At 43.7% G+C, this 22,056-nt stretch carries 19 protein-coding genes; 9 read left to right on the forward strand and 10 right to left on the reverse strand.

The genetic code is table 11. The features are described from left to right. Positions 1-68 precede the first annotated feature (68 nt). Together ABIC84_RS24080 and ABIC84_RS24085 are read left to right on the forward strand one after the other, a co-directional pair. Complete coding sequence (locus tag ABIC84_RS24080; protein WP_429265213.1) at positions 69-2,345, forward strand: GH92 family glycosyl hydrolase; 2,277 nt, start codon at positions 69-71, stop codon at positions 2,343-2,345. A gap of 217 nt (positions 2,346-2,562) precedes the next feature. Beyond that, on the forward strand, positions 2,563-3,120 hold the full coding sequence (locus tag ABIC84_RS24085) for a hypothetical protein (protein WP_429265214.1): 558 nt from the start codon (positions 2,563-2,565) through the stop codon (positions 3,118-3,120). Between the two features lie 41 nt (positions 3,121-3,161). Here ABIC84_RS24085 and ABIC84_RS24090 read toward each other — a convergent pair whose 3' ends face one another. From ABIC84_RS24090 to ABIC84_RS24100, 3 genes are all read right to left on the reverse strand, one after another. Further along, positions 3,162-4,070, reverse strand: coding sequence for a prohibitin family protein (locus ABIC84_RS24090; RefSeq protein ID WP_090531094.1), 909 nt, complete (start codon positions 4,068-4,070; stop codon positions 3,162-3,164). Between the two features lie 246 nt (positions 4,071-4,316). Further along, the gene (locus ABIC84_RS24095) at positions 4,317-4,532 is read right to left on the reverse strand and encodes a DUF6358 family protein (RefSeq protein ID WP_429265215.1); all 216 of its coding nucleotides are present in this window, start codon (positions 4,530-4,532) and stop codon (positions 4,317-4,319) included. Positions 4,533-4,534: 2 nt separating this feature from the next. Next, a complete protein-coding gene (locus ABIC84_RS24100; protein WP_129569838.1) occupies positions 4,535-4,849 on the reverse strand; it encodes a rhodanese-like domain-containing protein in 315 nt (104 codons plus the stop codon). 116 nt (positions 4,850-4,965) lie between these two features. Between ABIC84_RS24100 and ABIC84_RS24105 the strand changes: the two genes are divergently transcribed. After that, positions 4,966-6,084, forward strand: a complete 1,119-nt coding sequence (locus tag ABIC84_RS24105) for a DUF4407 domain-containing protein (RefSeq protein ID WP_090531102.1) — start codon at positions 4,966-4,968, stop codon at positions 6,082-6,084. A gap of 266 nt (positions 6,085-6,350) precedes the next feature. Beyond that, the gene (locus ABIC84_RS24110) at positions 6,351-7,013 is read left to right on the forward strand and encodes a DNA-3-methyladenine glycosylase family protein (protein ID WP_429265216.1); all 663 of its coding nucleotides are present in this window, start codon (positions 6,351-6,353) and stop codon (positions 7,011-7,013) included. A 272-nt stretch (positions 7,014-7,285) separates the two neighbouring features. Here ABIC84_RS24110 and cphA read toward each other — a convergent pair whose 3' ends face one another. After that, positions 7,286-9,913: a cyanophycin synthetase gene (gene cphA, locus ABIC84_RS24115; protein WP_429265217.1), complete on the reverse strand. Its 2,628-nt coding sequence runs from the start codon at positions 9,911-9,913 to the stop codon at positions 7,286-7,288. A gap of 171 nt (positions 9,914-10,084) precedes the next feature. Between cphA and ABIC84_RS24120 the strand changes: the two genes are divergently transcribed. The 5 genes from ABIC84_RS24120 to ABIC84_RS24140 all read left to right on the forward strand — a co-directional run bounded on the left by ABIC84_RS24120 (position 10,085) and on the right by ABIC84_RS24140 (position 16,242). Then, positions 10,085-11,005: a cyanophycinase gene (locus ABIC84_RS24120; protein WP_090531111.1), complete on the forward strand. Its 921-nt coding sequence runs from the start codon at positions 10,085-10,087 to the stop codon at positions 11,003-11,005. Between the two features lie 71 nt (positions 11,006-11,076). Further along, a complete protein-coding gene (locus tag ABIC84_RS24125; RefSeq protein ID WP_091172868.1) occupies positions 11,077-11,919 on the forward strand; it encodes an isoaspartyl peptidase/L-asparaginase in 843 nt (280 codons plus the stop codon). Between the two features lie 181 nt (positions 11,920-12,100). Next, complete coding sequence (locus ABIC84_RS24130) at positions 12,101-12,724, forward strand: hypothetical protein (RefSeq protein ID WP_413321378.1); 624 nt, start codon at positions 12,101-12,103, stop codon at positions 12,722-12,724. 189 nt (positions 12,725-12,913) lie between these two features. Next, positions 12,914-15,055, forward strand: coding sequence for a carboxy terminal-processing peptidase (locus ABIC84_RS24135; protein ID WP_429265218.1), 2,142 nt, complete (start codon positions 12,914-12,916; stop codon positions 15,053-15,055). A gap of 257 nt (positions 15,056-15,312) precedes the next feature. After that, complete coding sequence (locus tag ABIC84_RS24140) at positions 15,313-16,242, forward strand: NAD(P)-dependent oxidoreductase (RefSeq protein WP_429265219.1); 930 nt, start codon at positions 15,313-15,315, stop codon at positions 16,240-16,242. A 185-nt stretch (positions 16,243-16,427) separates the two neighbouring features. Here the strand turns inward: ABIC84_RS24140 and ABIC84_RS24145 are convergent, their stop codons facing one another. The 6 genes from ABIC84_RS24145 to ABIC84_RS24170 all read right to left on the reverse strand — a co-directional run bounded on the left by ABIC84_RS24145 (position 16,428) and on the right by ABIC84_RS24170 (position 22,048). Next, on the reverse strand, positions 16,428-16,706 hold the full coding sequence (locus tag ABIC84_RS24145) for an Atu4866 domain-containing protein (protein ID WP_112651662.1): 279 nt from the start codon (positions 16,704-16,706) through the stop codon (positions 16,428-16,430). Continuing rightward, on the reverse strand, positions 16,667-17,512 hold the full coding sequence (locus tag ABIC84_RS24150; RefSeq protein WP_429265220.1) for an oxidoreductase: 846 nt from the start codon (positions 17,510-17,512) through the stop codon (positions 16,667-16,669). The genes ABIC84_RS24145 and ABIC84_RS24150 overlap by 40 nt, the downstream gene beginning before the upstream one ends. Before the next feature lie 87 nt (positions 17,513-17,599). Continuing rightward, complete coding sequence (locus ABIC84_RS24155; RefSeq protein WP_429265221.1) at positions 17,600-18,331, reverse strand: SDR family oxidoreductase; 732 nt, start codon at positions 18,329-18,331, stop codon at positions 17,600-17,602. 41 nt (positions 18,332-18,372) lie between these two features. After that, on the reverse strand, positions 18,373-19,206 hold the full coding sequence (locus ABIC84_RS24160) for an oxidoreductase (protein ID WP_429265222.1): 834 nt from the start codon (positions 19,204-19,206) through the stop codon (positions 18,373-18,375). Positions 19,207-19,299: 93 nt separating this feature from the next. Further along, positions 19,300-20,202, reverse strand: a complete 903-nt coding sequence (locus tag ABIC84_RS24165) for a helix-turn-helix domain-containing protein (protein WP_429265223.1) — start codon at positions 20,200-20,202, stop codon at positions 19,300-19,302. Between the two features lie 850 nt (positions 20,203-21,052). Continuing rightward, a complete protein-coding gene (locus ABIC84_RS24170) occupies positions 21,053-22,048 on the reverse strand; it encodes a hypothetical protein (RefSeq protein ID WP_429265224.1) in 996 nt (331 codons plus the stop codon). Between the last annotated feature and the right edge of the window lie 8 nt (positions 22,049-22,056).

A 22,056-nucleotide genomic window follows, 5' to 3' on the forward strand; every position in this document is an offset into this window, starting at 1 on the left:
CCCGTTTTAAATTTCTTTGAGTACCGATAATACTGTATTGATTTGAAAATAAAGTCCCCAAATAATAAATGAAAAAATTACTTCTCCTGGCGTTTGCCTTTTTACCGGCAGCACTTTCGGCACAAGAAAAGGTGCCGTCACCTGTCGATCTGATCAACCCGCTTATGGGCACGCAATCAAAGCCATCGCTCTCCAATGGGAATACTTACCCGGCCGTAGCACTGCCATGGGGTATGAACTTCTGGACACCGCAAACCGGTAAAATGGGCGATGGGTGGCAGTACACTTATGATGCCGATAAGATCCTCGGTTTTAAACAAACCCATCAGCCATCGCCCTGGATGAATGATTATGGTATGTTTTCTGTGTTCCCCGAAACAGGTAAGTTAAAACTGGATGAAAAAGATCGCGCCAGCTGGTTCTCGCATAAAGCTGAAACAGCGAAACCATACTATTACAGCGTTTACCTGGCCGACTATGACGTAACAACTGAAATAACGCCAACCGAACGCGCTGCCAGCTTCCAATTCACTTTCCCTAAAAGTGACAACTCGCATATCGTGATCGACGCTTTTGACAAAGGCTCATACGTAAAGATTATGCCCGGCGAGCAAAAGATTATTGGCTACAGCACTAAAAATAGCGGCGCTGTACCTGCCAACTTCAAAAACTATTTTGTTATTTATGTAGATAAACCATTCGCGCTGGCCTCTGCATGGCACGATTGGAAACAGGATGCCGGGCAACTGGAATACACCGGCGATCATGCTGGTGCGGTGATCACACTGAAAACCGCTAAAGGTGAAAAAGTTCATCTTAAAGTAGCCTCATCATTCATCAGCATTGAGCAGGCCGAACTTAACCTGAAACGCGAGCTGGGCAACGATGATTTTGCTGCTACCTGCCAAAAAGCAAAAGATACCTGGAACAAAACGTTAAGTCGTTTAAATGTTGAAGGTGGTACTATTGACCAAACCCGTACTTTTTACAGCAGCCTTTACCGTATGCTGTTTTTCCCAAACAAGATGTATGAGGTTGATGCCAATGGGCAAAATGTACATTACAGCCCTTTCAATGGTAAAGTTGCGCCGGGTTACCTGTTTGCCGGTACCGGTTTCTGGGATACCTTCAGGGCATTGTATCCTTTCCTGAATTTGGTTTACCCATCTATCAACAAAGAAATGCAGGAAGGCCTCATCAATGATTACAAAGAAGGCGGCTGGCTGCCTGAATGGTCGAGCCCGGGTTATGCTGATTGTATGATCGGTAATAATTCTGCATCGGTAGTGGCCGAAGCTTACCTGAAAGGCATACGTGGTTACGATATCGAGACTTTATACCAGGCCCTTAAACACGGTGCCAACAACGAAGGGCCTAATGCTACCGGTCGCCGGGGTGTGCAGTATTATAACACTTTAGGCTATGTGCCATACAACGTAAAGATCAACGAAAATGCCGCCCGTACTCTCGAGTATGCTTATGACGATTTTGCTATTTACCAGTTGGGTAAGGCTTTGGGCAAGCCTAAAAAGGAAATTGAGATCTACAAAAAACGCAGCCAGAACTACCGCAATATTTTTGATCCGCAAACTAAACTGATGCGCGGTAAAAACCAGGATGGCACTTTTGAAACACCATTCAATCCGTTTAAATGGGGCGATGCCTTTACCGAAGGTAACAGCTGGCACTATAGCTGGGGCGTGTTCCATGATATTCAGGGTTTAATAAACCTGATGGGCGGCAAGCAGCAATTTGCAGCCAAACTGGATTCCGTATTTGAAATGCCGCCGGTATTTGATGACAGCTACTATGGTGGTGTGATCCACGAGATCCGCGAAATGCAGATTGCAGGTATGGGCCAATACGCTCATGGTAACCAGCCTATCCAGCACATGATCTATCTTTACAATCACGCAAATCAACCATGGAAAACCCAGTACTGGGTTCGTGAAGCAATGAACAGGCTTTACCGGGCAACTCCTGATGGTTACTGCGGCGACGAGGATAACGGTCAAACTTCTGCATGGTATATCTTCTCAGCAATGGGCTTTTACCCGGTAACCCCGGCCAGCGACCAGTATGTTTTAGGTACCCCGCTGTTTAAAAAAGTAACTGTTAATTTAGAGAATGGCAAAACCATCACCATCAACGCGCCAAAAAACAGCGCAGATAACAAGTATGTAAACACACTTACAGTTGATGGCAAACCATACACTAATAACTGGTTAAGCCATAAAGGTTTACTAAATGGTGCAGTACTTGATTTTGATATGCAGGCCACTCCTAATAAAGACCGCGGTACCAAAGATGCCGATGTGCCTTATTCAATGAGTAACGAGAAATAAACACCCCTCCTTAAAAATTCCCTCTTGAGAGGGGGCGCGGCGGGAATGAGCGAGAGCAGGGGTGCGTTTGTGCGATTTGATTATCAAAGCAGAAACACACCCCTCCGCCCCTCTCAAGAGGGGAATCGCATATTCCCGTCCTTTTTTATTTTTGTTTACAGAGAATTATACTATCCGAAAAGCTTTACTTTTATCTTTTTTGTAACTTGCCTTATCAATGAAAAGCCAAAAAACAAACGTTTCGGTCTTACTCGTATGTCTTTTGGCGCTGCCTGCGATATTAGCTTTTTCCTTACACCCCTCCGGCAAATACAACCTCGATTTTTTTACTACCCATAACCAATTTTACCTCTGCGATTCGGCTTTTACCGGCACCACCGGTGATACTACCTTTTGGAACAGCGATGCCCAAAATGCGCGCTTAGGTACGACCGAAGATATCATTGGCATTAAAACAGCCAGTTATGGACACATAAAGGCCGAACTTAATGTGCTCAACACGGCGGATACTGAAAAAGATTTCAGCAAATATGATCACGTTGTTGAGGGCAGTGTAAAACTAAGTTCGGGCATTATGGAAGTCCTGAATTTTCCGGATACAAAAATAATCTTAAAAGCCATTGTTACCCCGGCAAGATATCGCATACGCATTTATTCGTATGCTGTAAAAAACGTAAATCCCGATGAAGACGAAGGTACCGATCACTATAAGATTACCCTTTGGCCCGGAGAAGGTAGGGAAAGGAAGGTATTGAAAGCCTACAGGGCGGACTAATCCATTTATGCCCGCCCAAAACAAGGTACATTAATCACGCACTATTTATCGCTGATCATTATCGGGTTACCTCCCTTTCCGCCGCCAATAATGATCACCTTGGCATTGGGCGAAAGCGCTATTTCTTTTTGTGCTTTTATGGCTTCGTATTGCAGTTGCTTATCCGATAATCCGGTTGAAAGGATGCGCTGATAGTCGGCAATACCCTGTGCTTCCACTCGTTTCCGCTCGGCTTCCTGGCGTTCCTTTTGCAGTACGAACTCCATTTTTTGGGCGTCCTGCTCGGCATTGATCTTTGATTCGATGCTGGCGCGTACCGAGGCGGGCAGGGTAATATTGCGCACCAGGATCTGCTGCAGTTCAAGTCCGCGTTTTTCAAAACTGGCGGTAATGTAACGGTTTATTTTATCCTGGAACTCCTGCCGCTTGGTCGAATACAGATCGACAGCTGCATAAGCAACCGCGTTATCGCGGATGGCCGTGCGCGAAACCGGGCGAACGATCTTATCTACATAGTTTTCGCCTATGTTCTGCATTATATAAGGGGCTTTGTCGGGCTTTACTTTATAAAGCACCGAAAGATCAATGGTAACTTCCAATCCATCTGATGAAAGCACCCGGATAGCATCATCGCCTTCCTTTTGCCCTTCGTTGTTTACCGCGCTCATGGTATAGGTTTGGGTCTGGACATCAAAGGTGGTGATCTCCACAACAGGGTTTATAATGTGTAAACCACTTTCAAGCACTTGGTCCTGTACCTTGCCAAAAAGGGTTTGGACTCCTACCTTGCCCGGCTCAATAACTTTAAATATATTGAGTAATAAGCCAAGTACCACCATGGCGATACCCACCGCGGTTACTACGCCATTAAAGCGGCCGGCCGGTTCGGGCGAACGTTTGAGCACTATACCCACAATGAGTACAATAACTCCTAATACTGCTATAAACATGCAATGAAGTTAAGCTTTTTTTACATGCTGCAAGCTTATTATAAAAGAATGATTTTTAGAGGGATTAAGGCTGTTATTGCCGGGAATTAGATGGATGCGAAAGGGTGTATTTTTTTTGCCGACTTAGCATAATGGCACAAGTTAGCCGGCGCTTGTTCCCTTTACACAAAACTTGCGCCATTAGAAGTAGGGAAGACTTACGAAGTTTTGAAAACTTCGTAAGTCTGGAGCCTAATTAATATCGGGTTACTTAGTCCCTTTGCCTTTTTTATTTTGCGGGGCTTGCTGGGTCTCTTTAACCTCTTTCAAAAGCCTCAGCTTCATGAAAATCACAACTACGCCAACAGCCATGGCACCGGCCATGATCAGGTAGTTTTTTTCGGTAAACATTTTATAAGCTACAATAAAGCACAAAGCTACGCCCATGGTGTAAAGCACATTGAGCACCAGTTTAAAGCCCATTATTAGTATACGTTTAATTCAGGGTCAATTTCGGCCTGCCATGCAAGGATCCCTCCTCTTAGGTTTGAAAGGTTGGTAAAACCCTGCTGCTCCAGTTGCATAATAGCAGCCGCGCTGCGTTTACCACTGCGGCACATTACTACTACCGGCTTATCTTTACTTATCTTTTCCGATTCTATCAGCACTCCGCCAAGCGGTATAAGCACACCGCCAAGGTTTGAAGTTTCGTATTCAAAATCTTCCCTAACGTCAATCAGTTGAAAGTCTTCGCCTTTGTCAATTTTTTCTTTTAGTTCCTGTACGGTTATCTCGTTCATGTTAAATGTAATTATAATTCAAAGGTAGTTTTTTTCTTAATCAAATATTTAGGCTTGTTATTTGTAACAATCAAAGTATATGAGCGTTTCATATATGTTTACACAATAATTACTTAATGAAAAAAGTTACACGCTTTTTCTGGTTCTGTTCAGGAGCACATATCGATACCTTAAAAAAGTACCCAATTGAGCATAATAAGTATGTTGGCATTGGGGCAACTATATTTTTCACGGCACTGTTCGCCGCGTTATCCGGCGGTTACGCCATGTACTTTGTTTTTAATGGCGATGCCTTTGCTGTAGGTTTTGCTATACTATTTGGTTTACTGTGGGGAACGGCCATTTTTAACATGGACCGCTACATTGTATCCAGTATCAACAAAGAAGGCACAACCAACCAGCAGATCCTGCAGGCATCGCCCCGTATTTTGCTGGCCATTATGATCGGTATTGTGATATCACGCCCGCTTGAACTCAAGATCTTCGATAAAGAAATTCGCCAGAAACTAAAAACCGCCTATTTAAAAGGGCAACGCAGTAAAATTGATACCCTCGAAAAAACCTACATGCAGAAGTATGCCATGGAGCTGGGTAAAAACACCGATTTGAAAAAGGAAAAAGATTCATTGGAGCGGGATATTAACCGCTCACGTTATCAGCTTAACCAGGAAGTTTTCGGTGATAAAACCAACCAAACATCGGGCATTACCGGTTATGGCACTTATGCAAAGCAAAAGCAGGCCATACTGGAAGAAAAGGAAGCCCGGCTTAAATCCGTTACTGATAATTTAGGGCAGATGGACCAGTACCTGAGCGCCCGGAAAGATTATGAAGGTTTAAACAGTACCCGGCTGTTCACTGAGCATCAGTTAGATAGTTTAGCCAGTATAGCAGGATTTTCCGACCGTAACTGGGCGTTGGGCCAGCTTACCTATACCGAAAACGGTAAGCGCGACCTTGATACCTACCTTGCTATCTCTTTTATCGGCTACCTGTTCATTTTGTTTGAATGTTTGCCGGTATTTGTAAAGCTGATGTCGCCCAAAGGGCCTTATGATACGGCTATCGCCAAAACAGCCGAAGCCAATATCCACCTTGCCGAACGTGATAAAGAACGTGATATAGCGGTTACCGATAATATTTACGATCACAACCTGGATACGGATATCGAGCGGCGAAAAAAGATCATTACCTCACAATCTGATTATGATTTTGAGCGGCATAGTTACGAGTAAAATGCTTTCCTATAGAGACGCATAATTTAATAAGCTAAAAGCATGGGAGTTGTGCGATTCCCCTCTTGAGAGGGGTGGAGGGGTGTGTTTCTGTTTGGGTATTCTAATCGCAGAAACACACCCCTGCTATCGCTCTTTCCTCCGCGCCCCCTCTCGAGAGGGGATTTTTAAAATCCTGTCACTTGATAGCTTAAGGGCTACGTTCTATATCCATAATTTGCAATTGCCAACACAATCTCCCATCTTGCAAAACATAATATCAACCTATGTTTGAGCAATTTTCACATTCAAACTTCCATACTATTTGCGATAAGCTCGCCGCGGGCGATCCGGAGCTGGCCCTGATCATCAAAAACCATGGTTATCCGCCTTTATGGTCACGCCCAAATAGCCTTGAAACGCTGGTTCATATTATACTGGAACAGCAGGTATCGCTGGCTTCAGCATTATCTGCCTTAAATAAACTCCGGGAGCGGGTACAGCAGATTACCCCGGCACGGGTTTTACTGCTTACCGATGAAGAATTTAGGGCATGTTATGTAAGTCGCCAAAAAACCATCTATATAAAATACCTTGCAGAAGCCATTGTAAGCGGGCAGATCAACCTCGCCGAAATGGAACAAATGCCGGATGATGTTATCCGTACCAAACTAACCGCCCTCAAAGGCATTGGCAACTGGACGGTTGATGTTTACCTGATGTTTGTATTACAGCACACCGATGTTTTCCCTATCGGGGATCTGGCCGCAGTGAATGCCCTTAAACGGGTAAAAAATCTGCCAAAAGATATTACCAAAGAAGAGTTGTTAGCGGTGACCGAACAATGGGAACCATACCGGACGGTAGCGGCGATGATTTTGTGGCATTATTATCTGAGCCAAAGAGTACCGGCCCCACCCAAACCCTCCACGCAAGGCGTTAAAAAATAAAGATATTCGGAGGCTTAAATTTGATAACACTAACCGCAAGCTGAATATCTTTATCACATCTTTCGCGCAACCCATATATTTATTAAACAATTGATATTCAAATCATTGCACCGAATAATTCGAAATTGTGTTAACCCTGTTAACCCCCTGTTGGTGCTGGCCATGGTAGGTGTTATTACACTTGAACCTGCAAAAGCATATAAACAAAAAATGCGCTGGCTTAGCCAACGCATTAAAAATATGCTTATCAAGGCAGCCTCCTTTAGGGGCTGTCAAACATTAAATAGGCCATTCCTCTCCTGCTCCTGGTAATCCTGTACGGTTTCAATTGCATTATCAACCACATCGCTCAGGGCCGTAATGAATGTTCCGGGGCGGGCCAGGCTCATGGCGTGTTTAATAGCGTCAACTTCCTTAGGCACTACTTCAACCTGCTTGTTAGGATCAACTGATTCAATTCCCTCCCTTAGTAAACCAATAATATTTTCGGCGGTGCGGCCACGCAGGTGTTTTTCCTGGCGCAGGATGATATAATCAAACATTTCGGCCGATATTTTACCCAGTTCGCGGATATCGTCATCCCGCCTGTCTCCCGTGCCGGCTATGATACCTATTTTAAGCGGCGAGTCGATATGCTTTAAAAACTCCTTGATGCCGGTATAGCCATCCGGGTTGTGGGCAAAATCAATCATGAAGCGGAAATCTTTAAACTCGAAAATATTCATACGGCCCGGCGTCTGTGAGGCCGATGGAATAAAAGTTTCGAGCGAGATCTTGATGTCTTCTGTTTTAAATCCCCATAAAAACGTAGCCAGTGTTGCGGCAAGCACATTCTCGATCATAAAGGGCACAGTACCGCCAAACGTAAGCGGGATCAGGATGGTACGCTGTACGCGGATCTTCCAGTCGCCTTTTAAAATGGTGATAAACCCGTTTTCACAGATAGCGGCAATGCCCCCTTTTTTGCAATGTGATTTAATGATTGGGTTATTTTCGTTCCGGCTGAAATAAGCGATATTACATTCGGCCTTTTTGCCAATGCGTACGCAATACTCGTTATCGGCATTTAAAACGCCCCAGCCATCCTTCTTAACCGAGTTAAGCACTACGCTTTTCACGCGTGAAAGGTCTTCCAATGAATGAATGTCCGATAAGCCAAGGTGATCTTCCTGGATATTGGTAACTACCCCTATATCGCAAAAGCCAAAACCGAGGCCCGAGCGCAGGATCCCCCCGCGGGCTGTTTCCAATACCGCGAAATCAACCGTTGGATCTTTCAGTATAAACTCCGAGCTTACCGGGCCGGTTGTATCGCCCTTCAGCATCATATTGTTTTGTACGTAAATCCCATCCGAGGTGGTGAAACCTACCCGGTGACCGTTATTTTTAACAATGTGTGCTATCAAACGGGTGGTAGTGGTTTTACCGTTAGTCCCGGTAATAGCTATGATAGGGATGCGGGCCGATTTACCGGCAGGGTAAAGCATATCAATCACATGTCCGGCTACGTTGCGGGGCAAGCCTTCGCTTGGAGCAATATGCATCCTGAAGCCTGGTGCGGCATTAACTTCCAGTGTCACTCCACCTGTATCAGTAAGCGGCTCGGTAAGGTTTTGCGCCATGATGTCGATGCCGCAAATATCCAGGCCGATGATTTTAGAAATGCGTTCGCAAATGAAAATATTTTGCGGGTGTACATGGTCGGTAACATCAACAGAGGTGCCGCCTGTGCTTAGGTTAGCAGTTGATTTTACATAAACCACCTCATCTTTTTCGGGCACGGTTTCAAGCGTATAACCTTTCTTGGCCAGCAGATCGAGAGTATCCCTATCTATTGTTATCTCTGTAAGCACATTCTCATGACCGTAGCCGCGGCGCGGATCGGAGTTTTCAAGGTCTATCAATTCCTGGATATTCAGCCTGCCATCGCCGGTAACATGTGCCGGTTTACGAAGGGCAGCAGCAACCATTTTATTATCAATCACCAACACCCTGAAGTCGAAGCCTGTAACATATCGCTCTACAATTACGCGGCGCGAAATTTTGGCGGCGTGCTCATAAGCTTCAATAGCCTCTTCTTCAGTTTTTATGTTGATAGAAATGCCGCGGCCGTGGTTGCCATCAAGCGGTTTAAACACCAGCGGGAAGCCCACTTTGCGGATAGCATCCGGCACAGCCGATGCCGATGAAATAGTTACGCCTTTAGCAACAGGGATGGCCTGCTCCTGTAAAAGTCGTTTGGTTTCTTCCTTGTTGCTGGCAATATCAACGGCAATGCTGCTGGTTTTTTCGGTCATGGTAGCGCGGAAACGTACCTGGTTTTTGCCATAACCTAATTGCACCAATGATTGGTTGTTAAGCCTGATCCATGGGATATCCCTCGCGATCGCTTCTTCCACAATTGACCCGGTACTTGGTCCCAGGCGGGTATTTTCCCTAATCTCGCGCATTTGCTGAATATCAGCATCCAGATTGTAATCCTCGCCTTTTATCAAAGCTTCGGTTATGCGCACGGCCGATTCGGCTGCAAAAACGCCAACTTTTTCTTCCAGATAAGCAAATACTACATTGTATACGCCTTTTGTTTTGGTTTCGCGGGTGCGGCCAAAGCCGGTATCCATACCGGCAAGGGTTTGAATCTCCAAGGCTATGTGCTCAATAACGTGTCCCATCCAGGTGCCGGCAATCACCCGCTGAAAAAAGCCGCCGGGTACACCGGGAGAGCAGCGGTGGCTGTATAACGATGGCAGCAGCTTTTCAAGCCGTTCATAAAAGCCATCTATTTCGTTGGAGGGGCGGTGCTCCATCTCCTGCAGATCAAGCCGCATTTGTATTAATTTTTTGCGTCTGATGCTCCAAATGTTGGGTCCGCGTAGTACCTGAATATTTTCGATCTTCATTATGTAGGATGCTATTTTTTTGTCAGTCTAATTTCCCCTTAAAACTATAAAACATAACACGGGAATAAAATTTTTGATGGCGAAAAGCCATTATTTATTATTAGTTCCTGTGTTTGTGCAGGTTTTTGTCGTAATTTGTATATAGTTGTATTAAGATATTGTGAAATAATCATGATTGTCCCGAAAGGTAAGCTAATAATTATAGGCGGCGCGGTTGATATGGGGAGCAATGTTACCCTCCAGGAGCATATTTTGCAGCCCGATTATATCAAATTTTTTGAACAAGGCATATTAAGGCGCATAATTAACGAATCTGCTAAGCACGAAGGCTCACAAATTGAAGTGATCACCACCGCCTCTCAAATCCCCGAGCTTGTCGGCGCCGAGTATATCAAGGCGTTTGGCCAGCTCAACGTTACCAATGTTAACGTACTGCACATCAAAAGCCGCGAAGATGCGGGGAACAAGGCATACTTAGACAGGATCCGTAAAGCCGATGTAGTGATGTTCAGCGGCGGCGACCAGCTCAGGCTAACAGCCATTTTTGGCGGCACCGAATTTTTACAGATCCTTAAACAGCGTTACCAAAAAGAGAATTTCGTTATTGCCGGAACATCGGCAGGCGCTGCAGCGGCTTCAACACACATGATCTACCGCGGGCAAAGTAACGAAGCCCTGGTTAAAGGCGAAGTGCAGATAACCGCCGGCCTTGGCTTTATCGATTCGGTGATTGTTGATACTCACTTTGTACAGCGTGGCCGCATAGGCCGGTTAATGTATGCCGTGGCAACTAATCCTGGTATTTTAGGGATAGGTTTAGGCGAGGATACAGGTTTACTTATTACCGAAGGTTATATGATGGAAGCTATCGGCTCGGGCCTTATTATTTTGGTTGACGGACGCAACATCGTATCAACTAATATATACGATGTGGAGCTTGGTTCGCCAATATCTATCGAAAACCTGAGGGTACACGTCATGTCGATATTTGATAAGTACGATCTGGTGCAGCACCGTTTAATCATAAAAAAGAGCGTAAAAGTTGAAGAAGGTGTTTTTATCAATGCACCAGGCAGCAAACTTCTACAATAATTTAAACTGCATAAAGTTCTTATAAATACCCTGGCCTTATTTATGCAGTACATCTACTTTAATTTATAATTATGAAAATAATTATTCACGGCGGTTTTTTTAGCGAATCGCATACCAACCAGGAAGTAAAGCTGGCCAAACAGGAAGCCCTGAACGGCATAGTGCAGTTAGGATACAAACACCTGCAACATCACACTGCTGCCGAAACGGCCGTCTATACCGTAAGGCTGCTTGAAGATTGCGAGCTTTTTAATGCCGGAACGGGATCACAGATCCAGAGCGATGGCAAGATCCGCCTCAGTGCCTCTTTGATGGATGGCAAAACCCAACGCTTTTCGGGCGTCATCAACATTGAAGATGTTAAAAACCCTATCTGTGTAGCCGAAAAACTTCAAGCCTATGATGATCGTGTATTGAGCGGCAAAGGAGCATGCGATTTTGCTATAGAAAACGGTCATAAATATTATAACCCCGAAATCCCACAGCGACGTCACGAATACGAACAAAAACTAAGCGATTCTATAAGGCTTGGCACCGTGGGCTGCGTTGCATTGGATGTGCATGGAAACCTGGCAGCCGCAACGAGTACTGGGGGCAAAGGTTTTGAAATTCCCGGCCGTGTTAGTGATTCGGCCACTACTGCAGGAAATTATGCCAATGAGTTTGCCGGCGTTTCATGTACCGGCGTAGGTGAAGATATTGTAAGTGGCTCGGTAGCTGTTAAAATTGTTACACGAGTAACCGATGGCATGCCCCTTATGGCCGCTACCGAAAAAACCCTCGATGAAATGAAACCTTACGATGGCTTTGCCGGTGTGATAGGCATTACTACTGATGGGCAGATCTATCACTCAGACACCCACCCTTACATGGTATGGGCCCTGCATGACGGAGATATTGAAGTTTTTAACTAAAACCTAAATTTATTTTTCCCGTAGAAAGGGTATAAGTTAAGCACCTGTAAAATAACGGTGGCCTTTAGGCGTTTACGTATTTACTGCATTTTACGGGTATTGTTTTCCCGTTAACAAATAATTACATTTGTTAAGCTGATTAATTTAAAAATAAACAGTTTAAACCCAGGAAAAAGATTAGATGAGATATTTCCTACTTATTATTTTATGCGCTGTTGGGTTCGATGCATCAGCGCAATGGTATTACAAGCCATTCAATAAGCGTACCCGGTCTCCGCAAATGGCTTATGCACAAAGCCACTCTATTAAAAGGCTGCCCGCTCCTGCATTGGCTAAAGTAAAGATCCGCCCGTTTACTATTGAACATACCCCATATGTACTGGCCATGATCGAGGAATCGGTTATGAAAACCGCGCAGCACAATATGCGTTTTCATGTGTACAATGCCGCCAGCTACAACTTTAGCGACCTGGCCCAGATGTATATGAAACAAAACCGCCTGGCTGAGGCAAAATGGTTCCTGCTGCAAAGTATCACCATATCGCGCCAGCAAAACGACGACAGGCATACCATAGCCAACCTGCTTGACCTTGCGACTGTAAAAGCTGATTACGGCGATTATGCACAGGCTAAACAAGACCTGGCCGAAGCCCGACAACTGGCTGTTGCCCGCGGTTTGACTTTTGACCTGGCTACTGTAGAGAAAAAAACGCGCTATTTACAAGACAATAAATTCAACACGCTGCATACCGAAACCCATTTTGCCGAAACCGCCGATGCAGGTACAAAAACAGTTAACAAATAGTATTTTTTTGTAACAAAAACGTAAAATGGTGCTGCCTGCATACTATTAGTAAAACATAATCGTATTATTGTTATTAGTAATTAAGAGACAGCATATTGACTGTCTCTTTTTTATTTTACATTAGCAAATTAATAATAGGCACAAGTATTGATGTTTTACACCAACCCCGATTTAACTACAGTAAAAGATATGTTTAAGAAAGTATATTTGTTATTGGTGCTGGGCGCAGCCCTCGCCTGTAAAGCATCACCATCCAAACCTGTTAAAGTAGCAGGTTCAAATGATTTACAGCCCGATGAACAGCAAAGCCTTGTTTGTAAGCAGGTAGCATCATTAATCTCTAACTACAACTATAAAAAAGTTCCGCTGAACGATTCAGTATCCGCCATCATTTACGACCGGTATATCAAATCGCTCGACGAGAACCACAGCTATTTTTTAGCATCTGATATCAAGGATTTTGAAAAATATAAAACCGTACTTGATGATGATATTAAAGCCGGCAACCTGGCCGATGCTTTTTATATCTTCAACGTTTTTCAGAAAAGATATATCGAGCATGTAAAATATTCGCTTGAGCAGATCAATAAAAATTTCGATTTCAATAAAACTGAAACCTTTGTTTATGATCGCGATAAACTGCCATGGATTGCTTCGCAAAGCGAAATGGATGCCATGTGGACCAAGCGCGTAAAATACGATTTGCTAAACCTGAAACTGGCCAATGCTGATATGGCCAAGAACAAGGAAACGCTCAAAAAACGTTATGAAAACCTGTTAACCCAAAGCAACAAGTTATCTAACCAGGACGTTTTCCAATACTTCATGGATGCCTTTACCGAGGCCATCGATCCCCATACTAACTATTTTAACCCATCAAACGCAGCTAATTTCAATATCGAAATGTCGCGCCAGGTTGAAGGGATCGGCGCTTCGCTACAGGTGGAAAATGAGTATGTAACCATTAAAACCATTGTACCGGGCGGCCCGGCAGATAAAAGCCACCAGATAAGCGTCGACGACCGTATCGTTGCAGTAGCCCAGGGTAAAACCGGGGAGTTTCAGAACGTGGTGGGATGGCGTGTTGATAATGCCATCGCTATCATCCGCGGTACTAAAGGCACAACGGTAAGGCTTGAAATATTGCCTGCCGGTGCAAATGCATCAAGCAAGCCCAAAGTGGTTGAAATGGTACGTGAGAAGATCATCCTGAAAGACCAATCGGCCAAAAAAGAGATCCGCACTTACAACAGCAATGGTAAAACGGTTAGGATAGGTGTGATATCCATCCCGGCATTCTATATTGACTTTAACGACTATAAGGCAGGCAACCCTAACTATAAAAGTACCACCCATGATGTTAAGGCAATCCTTGACTCGTTAAAGAAAGAAAATGTAGATGGCCTGGTGATCGACCTGCGTGAAAACGGCGGCGGTTCATTGATGGAAGCCATTGAGCTTACCGGCTTATTCATTAAAACCGGCCCGGTGGTACAGGTGCGTGACACTAAAGACCAGGTGGAAATTGATAAAGACGAAGATCCGGATATCACTTACAGTGGCCCTATGGCAGTACTGGTTGACCGTTTCAGCGCCTCGGCATCTGAAATTTTCTCAGGTGCAATACAGGATTACGGTCGCGGGTTAATATTGGGCACCCAAACCTATGGTAAAGGTTCGGTACAAAGCGCTATCGATCTTGACAGGGTGATTGGCTCTTCGCTCCGCGATAAAATTGCGGGCGTAGTTGGTGGCGGTAAAAAAACAACCTCTACAGGCAGCCAAAGCACTTACGGGCAACTTAATTTGACCATAGCTAAGTTCTATCGTATTAGTGGTAATTCAACCCAACACAAAGGTGTAACACCTGATATTTCATTCCCGTCGGTTATTCCATTGGATAAATACGGCGAAGATACCGAGCCATCTGCAATGCCTTTTGACATCATTGCTAAAACAGATTATACCAAAACAGGCGATTTTACCGGCGTATTGCCACAACTGAAAAAATTGCATGATCAGCGTATGACCAGCAGCGATAGTTACAAATATTTGCTTGAAGATATTGCTGATTTTAAAAAGCACGACGCTGATGACAGCGTATCGCTAAAAGAGTCGGACTTGAAGAAACAACGTGACGACGATGAAACAAAAACATTTGAGCGTAACAATCTGCGCCGCGTAGCATTAGGTTTGCCGGCCCTTAAAAAAGGTCAAACCAAACCTAAAAACGAAGACCTTGACTTTGTAAAACGCGAAGCCGGCCAAATCATGACTGATTATATCAGCCTTGATAATAAGTATACAAGCGTATCGCAACCGGCTAACTAAGCAAATTATTAATAATATTCTGCGCCTGGTATTGAAAGATGCCGGGCGTTTTTATTTGCGCCACATCCAACACGTCATTATAAGGCACGAAGCAATCGCGAACTATACAGGGCGGACCTGCAAGTTGGGGATTGCTTCGTATCTCGCAATGACGCTTTTATATTTGTATAGTAAAAATCACCTCCCTGTTATAAAACTCTGCCGGCTAATACCCTGGCATTTTGTAAATTTGGCCTCTTATTAAAAATCAATTCAAGTTGAAAAATAATATTCTTATTGTTGATGATGTGCACGCCATATTTATGGAGCAGGCCGAAGCTAAAGGTTATACATGCGATTACCGTCCGCTGATAAAGGCCGACGAAGCCATGCAAATCATAGGGGACTATGCAGGCTTGGTGATCCGCTCAAAATTCAGGGTGGATAAAGCCGTGTTTGATGCTGCCACCAACTTACAGTTCATAGCCCGCGCTGGCGCTGGTATGGATAATATTGATGAAGATTATGCTACTCAAAAAGGCATAAAACTCATCAACGCACCCGAAGGCAATTCGGATGCCGTAGGCGAACATGCCATAGGTTTAATGCTGTCATTAATGAACAACCTGAACCGCGGCGACGCCGAAATTCGCGGGGGGAAGTGGCAGCGCGAGGCTAACCGGGGTTACGAGCTAAAAGGTAAAACAGTAGGTATTATTGGCTACGGCCATATGGGCAGCAGCTTTGCCCGGAAGCTTTCGGGCTTCCAGGTAAATGTTATTGCTTACGATAAGTATAAAACCGGTTTCAGTGATAAATATGCGCGCGAGGTAAGCATGGAAGAAATTGTAAAGCACAGCGATGTACTGAGCCTGCATATCCCCTTAACTGCAGAAACCGACGGACTGGTAGATGATGAATACCTTTTCCACTTTAAAAAGCCTATATTTTTCTTAAACACGTCACGCGGCAAAACTGCTAAAGTAAGTGCCGTGCTGAACGCCATACGCGAAGGCAAAATTTTAGGGGCAGGGTTGGATGTATTGGAGGTTGAAAAATTCCCGGCCCTTGCCGAACAACAATGGTTTGAGGAATTAAAACAAAGCGGCAAAGTGCTGTTAAGCCCTCACGTTGCCGGCTGGACATTTGATTCATACCGGAAGATCAGCGAGGTAATGGCCGAAAAGCTGACCGATTTTAAAGGATAGGCAAAGTGTCGGAGCCACATATCTTTAATAATTCGACAGCGTAAGGAACTCCCCTGTAAATGACATGAAAGAGAAATCTCCTGCACCATGCATACTTTATAAAGATGCATGGTGCAGGAGATTTCCGTTTAGATACATTTCCGGCTGGGTCGTAGAAATGATAACTGCATTGTTTGAGATGTTCGTTATGCCGTTTCCTTGTACAATACCATGCCGGCATGGTAAAACACCCCGTCTCTGAAATCACCTTCGGCGGTAAAGCCTGTATCGTCAAGGTATTCAACGTGGTTCCCTAATACGCTGTAATAACCTGTGTAGGCATTTTGTTTGTCGCCACGGGCCTCGGTGTAACGGCCGTTAGGCAAAAATTCGTGACGGATAAATCCATCGCGGGTAACCCATACACCTATATAATGGTGTGCGTTTATTGTTGTATTGCTGTTGAAAGTGTTAAATCTTTCCATGTTTCTAATTCGTTTTGAACGAAGGCAAGCTTCTTCTCAACCAGGCCGTAAGCATCCTCGCCCAAAAATAAATTTAGCGGTGGGTTAGCTTCGTTAGTTATGCTGATCATAGCCGCGGCCGCTTTTTCAGGGTCGCCGGCCTGTTGCTTGTCCATGTCGTTTTGGTGAAAATTTACTGTATCGCGGACGTTTTGATAGTCGGCTATCTGGTTTTGAGGTACCGCCAGTGAACTGGCCGACAGGAAATTGGTCCTGAAATAACCCGGCTGTACAATGGTAACCTTTATGCCAAACGGTGCAACTTCGGCTGATAATGTTTCGGAGAAACCATTAACGGCAAACTTGGTGGCGCAATAAATACCTCCGCCTGCAAACGCGCCGGTGAAACCACCTATCGACGATACATTTAAAATATGACCTGATTTTTGAGCACGCAGATAAGGCAACGCCTTACGGATCACATTCAATGATCCAAATACGTTAACCTCAAAGTTATCACGGGCCTCGCGGTCGGTCAATTCTTCAATACCGCCTAATAATCCGTAACCGGCGTTGTTGACAATAACGTCAATTTTTCCGAAGGTTTTTACAGTAAGCTCAACGGCTTCCTGCACACTGTCCTCGCTGGTCAAGTCAACGGCGAGGGGTAAAAACTGCTCGCTTTGTGTGTCAACTGCTTTGGTCAAATCGCTTAAATTGCGCGATGTGGCGGCTACTTTATAGCCTTCATTCAATAATTTTTTTACTAAGGCAAGTCCCAGTCCTTTTGAGGCACCGGTTACAAACCATACTTTGTTGTTTTCCATATGTTATATTTGATAGATTTTGATTTTACTTGTTACGATCTTAGTGATCGTTTATGATTTTCACTTATTTTGACCGGATGACTGACATTATCGTGTTTGTCCGAGCGGCCGTACCACCACCTCGTTAACAGAGATATTATCCGGCTGGCTTATAGCGTAAATCACCGCGTTGGCTATAGCCTCCTCATCAAGTTTTGGCATGTTCGCAAGGTTGCCGTACAAGCCCCTAATCTTAGGGCTGGTAATATCATGCCCTAATTCGGATTTAGTTGCGCCGGGGTAAATGGTGGTTACCTTAATGTTTTGGGCAACTTCCTCGCGCAGGGTTTCCATAATAGCCTTGACCGCGAACTTGGTACCGCTGTAAACGCCAATGCCCGGCGACGTTTTTAAACCACCAACCGATGACGTGGAGAGGATATGCCCCTGGCCGCGTTCAAGCATGTGGGGCAGCACAGCATTAATCCCGTACAATACACCCTTAATATTAATGTCGATCATCTTGTCCCATTCATCAACATGACCTTCTTCAAAAAAAGAGATGGGCATGATGCCGGCATTGTTCCACATTACGTCAACTCGGCCAAATTTGGCTATGGTCTGCAGAATGAGGTTATCCAGATCAGTTCGCCTAGCAACATCGGTTACTACATAAATTGCATTTTCGCCAATTTCCTGTGCCAGGTTTTTCAATTGATCTTCTCGGCGGGCAGCCAAAACCACTTTAGCGCCAAGTTGTGCCAGTTTGCGGGCAGCAGATGCGCCGATGCCACTGCTGGCACCGGTTATTACAATCACTTTATCCTTGATACTTTCCATTTGGTGTTTATATAGGTAGATATAGGGTAAACGGAATAAATTTAGAAATCAGTTGAGCAGGTTACATCCTCCCACTGCCTGATTTCATTGTGTAAAGTATCAAGCTTTGCCAAAGCACGATTGTACGCATCGCCACCTAATAAAAGGTATAACGGCGGGTTTTCTTCATAAACTGTGTTGATAATAGCAGTTGCAGCCTTTTCCGGGTCACCGGCTTGCTTGCCGTCCATTTTGAGGTATTTGTTATGAATGGCACGTACTTCTGTATAATCATCAATTTGGTTGTCAGTAATTGAAAGCGATCCTGCAGTAAGAAAGCCGGTGCGGAAAGCGCCGGGAGCAACCACGGTTACCTTAATGCCAAATTCTTTAACATCGGCTGCAAGCACTTCAGAAATGCCGATCACCGCATATTTAGATCCGGCATAAATAGCCCATCCGGTATTTGCTGTAATACCTGCTATAGACGAAATGTTAATGATATGGCCCGAACGTTGTTTGCGAAGGTATGGCATTACCGCACGGATCACGTTCAAGGTGCCAAATACATTTACATCAAACGCCATGCGGGTTTCAGCATCGCTGAGTTCTTCAATAGCACCGCCGATGCCATAACCGGCATTGTTGATCACTACATCGATACGGCCAAAAGCCTCATAAGTGTGTTGTAATGCAAGCGATACGCTGCTATCGTTTACCAGATCGACCTGTAGGGGTAAAAAATTATTGCTTGTTGTATTAACCGCAGCGGTTAATTCCTGTAAATTTCTGGAAGTAGCGGCAACAAGCTGTCCTGCATCCAGTAGTTGTTTTACTAAGCTGAGGCCAAAGCCTTTCGAAGCCCCGGTAATAAACCATACTTTGTTGTTGTCCATAAAAATTGTTTGCTTTGTTTGTTTGAGATAAAACAAAGTTACAGCAGCAACAAAGGGGGCACATTACATTAATCAAACCAAAGGTTACAAAATTCAAACATTCCGAAACGAGCTTGGCGTTTGTTGGGTTTGTTTCTTGAAAAAGTTATTAAAATGTGTCGACTCTTCAAAGCCCAGGCAATAACCAATTTCAGAAATGTTCCAGTCGGTATGCCTTAATAATGATTTGGCCTCGCTCAGCAGCCTGTCGGCAATATGGTCGGTAGTGGTTTTGCCTGTAGTTTCGCGAATTGCCCTGTTCAGATGATTTACATGCACCGAAAGCCGTTGTGCAAAATCATTGGCCGATCGCAATACAAACCGCTGTGAAGGGGTTTCAATAGGGAACTGCCTTTCAAGCAGCTCGGTAAATACTGATGTTATGCGTGATTTGGCATCTACATGCTTATAAACATTTTCGGATGGTTCCGTTTTAAGCGCATAATAAATTACTTCCGTAACATAATTACGGAGCAGATCATATTTAAAAGCATACTCGGTATTAATCTCAGACAGCATTTTCTGAAAAAGAGCGGTTACATAAGCGTCCTGTTCATCATTTAAGGCATAAACCGGCTTGGCATTAAGGCCAAACATCGGAAACTCACTTAAGCCGGTACGGAACTTCTCCAGAAAAAACTCTTCGGTAAATATGCAGAAGAAACCAGTGCGGTCATCAGACATGTGCTCAAATGTATACGGCACCATGGCGCTGAAGAACATCAGTGTTGAGCCCGAAAGCTTGATACTTTTATCGGCATAATGAATGATATTATCGCCGCGCATCAGGCTGATCTTATAAAAGGTACGGCGGCTGTAGGTTACCTGCTTTGCGTTAGGGCCAATACAATCCTCAATCCTGAACACATTAAAGTGACCGATGTTTTGCTGAAGGTTACCGGGCAGCCAGTTAACCTTTCTTTGATAAAAATCTTGAAGTGTTTCTGCTTTCGACATAAAGTAAAGTTACAAAAATCAAACCGAGGCATCAAAACGGGGATAATTAAATATTTTGAGGCAAACAAAAAGCCTTTAAATCGCATGATTTAAAGGCTTTTGCACATTCTTTGAATGTTTTTAGCGGAATGGACGGGACATGAACTATGTTCATGGATCGCTCATTATCAATATTTTACTAACTTTTATAAAAGCGACTCTCTTAAAACTCACTTTTATTTTAAAACTGTTTGATTTCAAATGATTAATACGAAAATAAGAAATAAGGTGGTTATTACAAAGAAATACATCTTAACATTCTTCAATTCAAACAATGTTTGTCGATCAAAGGATAGATAATGTTCATTTATTCGTTGTTGAGCTGATATAGGTGGGTTTAATGTTAGGAATACGTCTTCTTGGTAGACTCAAACAAGCCTATCACAAATACACCGACATCACCCGTCTCAAAAAAGAGACCGACCTCTTCCTCACCAAACTTGCCGAAGACTTCAAACGCAGGATCGACCGCAAAATAGGACTGTAAAACAAATAGGCTGCCCCCCGGTTGGCCTGCGGCCGGTGTGATCGTGTTTTATTTTTTGTAAAAACTGCTGTATCGGAGTACACTCACCTTTAATATAATGTGCTAAAAGCAGATCCGTCTCTTGCTGTTGATCTTCCATAATCCCTTGGTTATCGCTAAGACACCTGCGGAACTATCAGTGGGTATCGGAAATTAAAATAAATTATGCGCTTTGATAGAAGCCGGTTGACAACGCTTATAACCAAAATAGCCCAGCCGAAGCTGGGCTACACGAGGTAGACGTACTATCAAAATATCGAAGTAGCCTTCCGCCCGTCTTAGCAATTAAAACTGCACATTGGCAATACTGCCGTCGTCCTTCAGATAGTATACACTATCTGAAGAAATATAAACAATGTCTGAATTTACATTGATCTTTAATTCCCGAAATGATCTGTAATTATAAATATAAAGTTTGTTACTGATCCTGATAACAAAAGGGGCTATATCTTTATTTGTATACAGATCAACTTCAACTGACTTTCGGTTTGCATTCTTCCCTGAAAATAATGTTACTACTTTGCTGCTATTAAAAGAATATTGCTTAATCTCATAAAGATCTTTATTCTTGTTGCTATATCTTAAATAAATGATCCCCTCCTTGTTAAAATTAACAGAGTAACCATTACAGTCTTCTTTATTAAATGTTATAGTGCGGATATCATAATTAGCGTGCAGATTAACAGACAAAATGGAATTACAATCATTTTCGATGAGCAGGTTATTGTTTGGATCAAAAAACAATAATTTAAAAGGCGCTTCTCCGTCGTCTAATGATATTTTCAGATTGCGCTTAAGCTTTTTCATTTCCAGCCCTTTTAAATTAAGCCTGCATAAATCAACTTGTTTAGTACTGCCGCTCATCAGAAGGAAAAAAACAGAATTCAGTGCTGAATTATAATTTGCACCCAGCACCTGCTGATCTGCATCAAAATCGAACTGATCTATCTTTTTCCTATCTCTGTTAAAAACACTGATGCCTCCCCATCCGAAAACTACAATATTTCCATTCGGAACTATCCACGCTTCAGTTTTGTCAAGAACTTCATGTTTTGCTATGGTATATGTTTTTCGGTTCTTCAGATTAAACAGGCAAATATCTCCTTCAGCGTTAACATCTCCTGCATTGTTAGGATCAACCTTTTTATAAATGAATAGCGAATCATTATCTTTTAATTTGTTAAGGCCATTCAGCTGTGAACCAAATGTGTTCGGTAAGTTAGCAAAACCTGCCAGTGTTGCAGTTAGCGCAGTTATAAATATCAAAGGCAATATTTTCATATTCAAGC

It is taken from the genome of Mucilaginibacter sp. 3215, assembly GCF_050433785.1.
Classification (GTDB): Bacteria; Bacteroidota; Bacteroidia; order Sphingobacteriales; family Sphingobacteriaceae; genus Mucilaginibacter.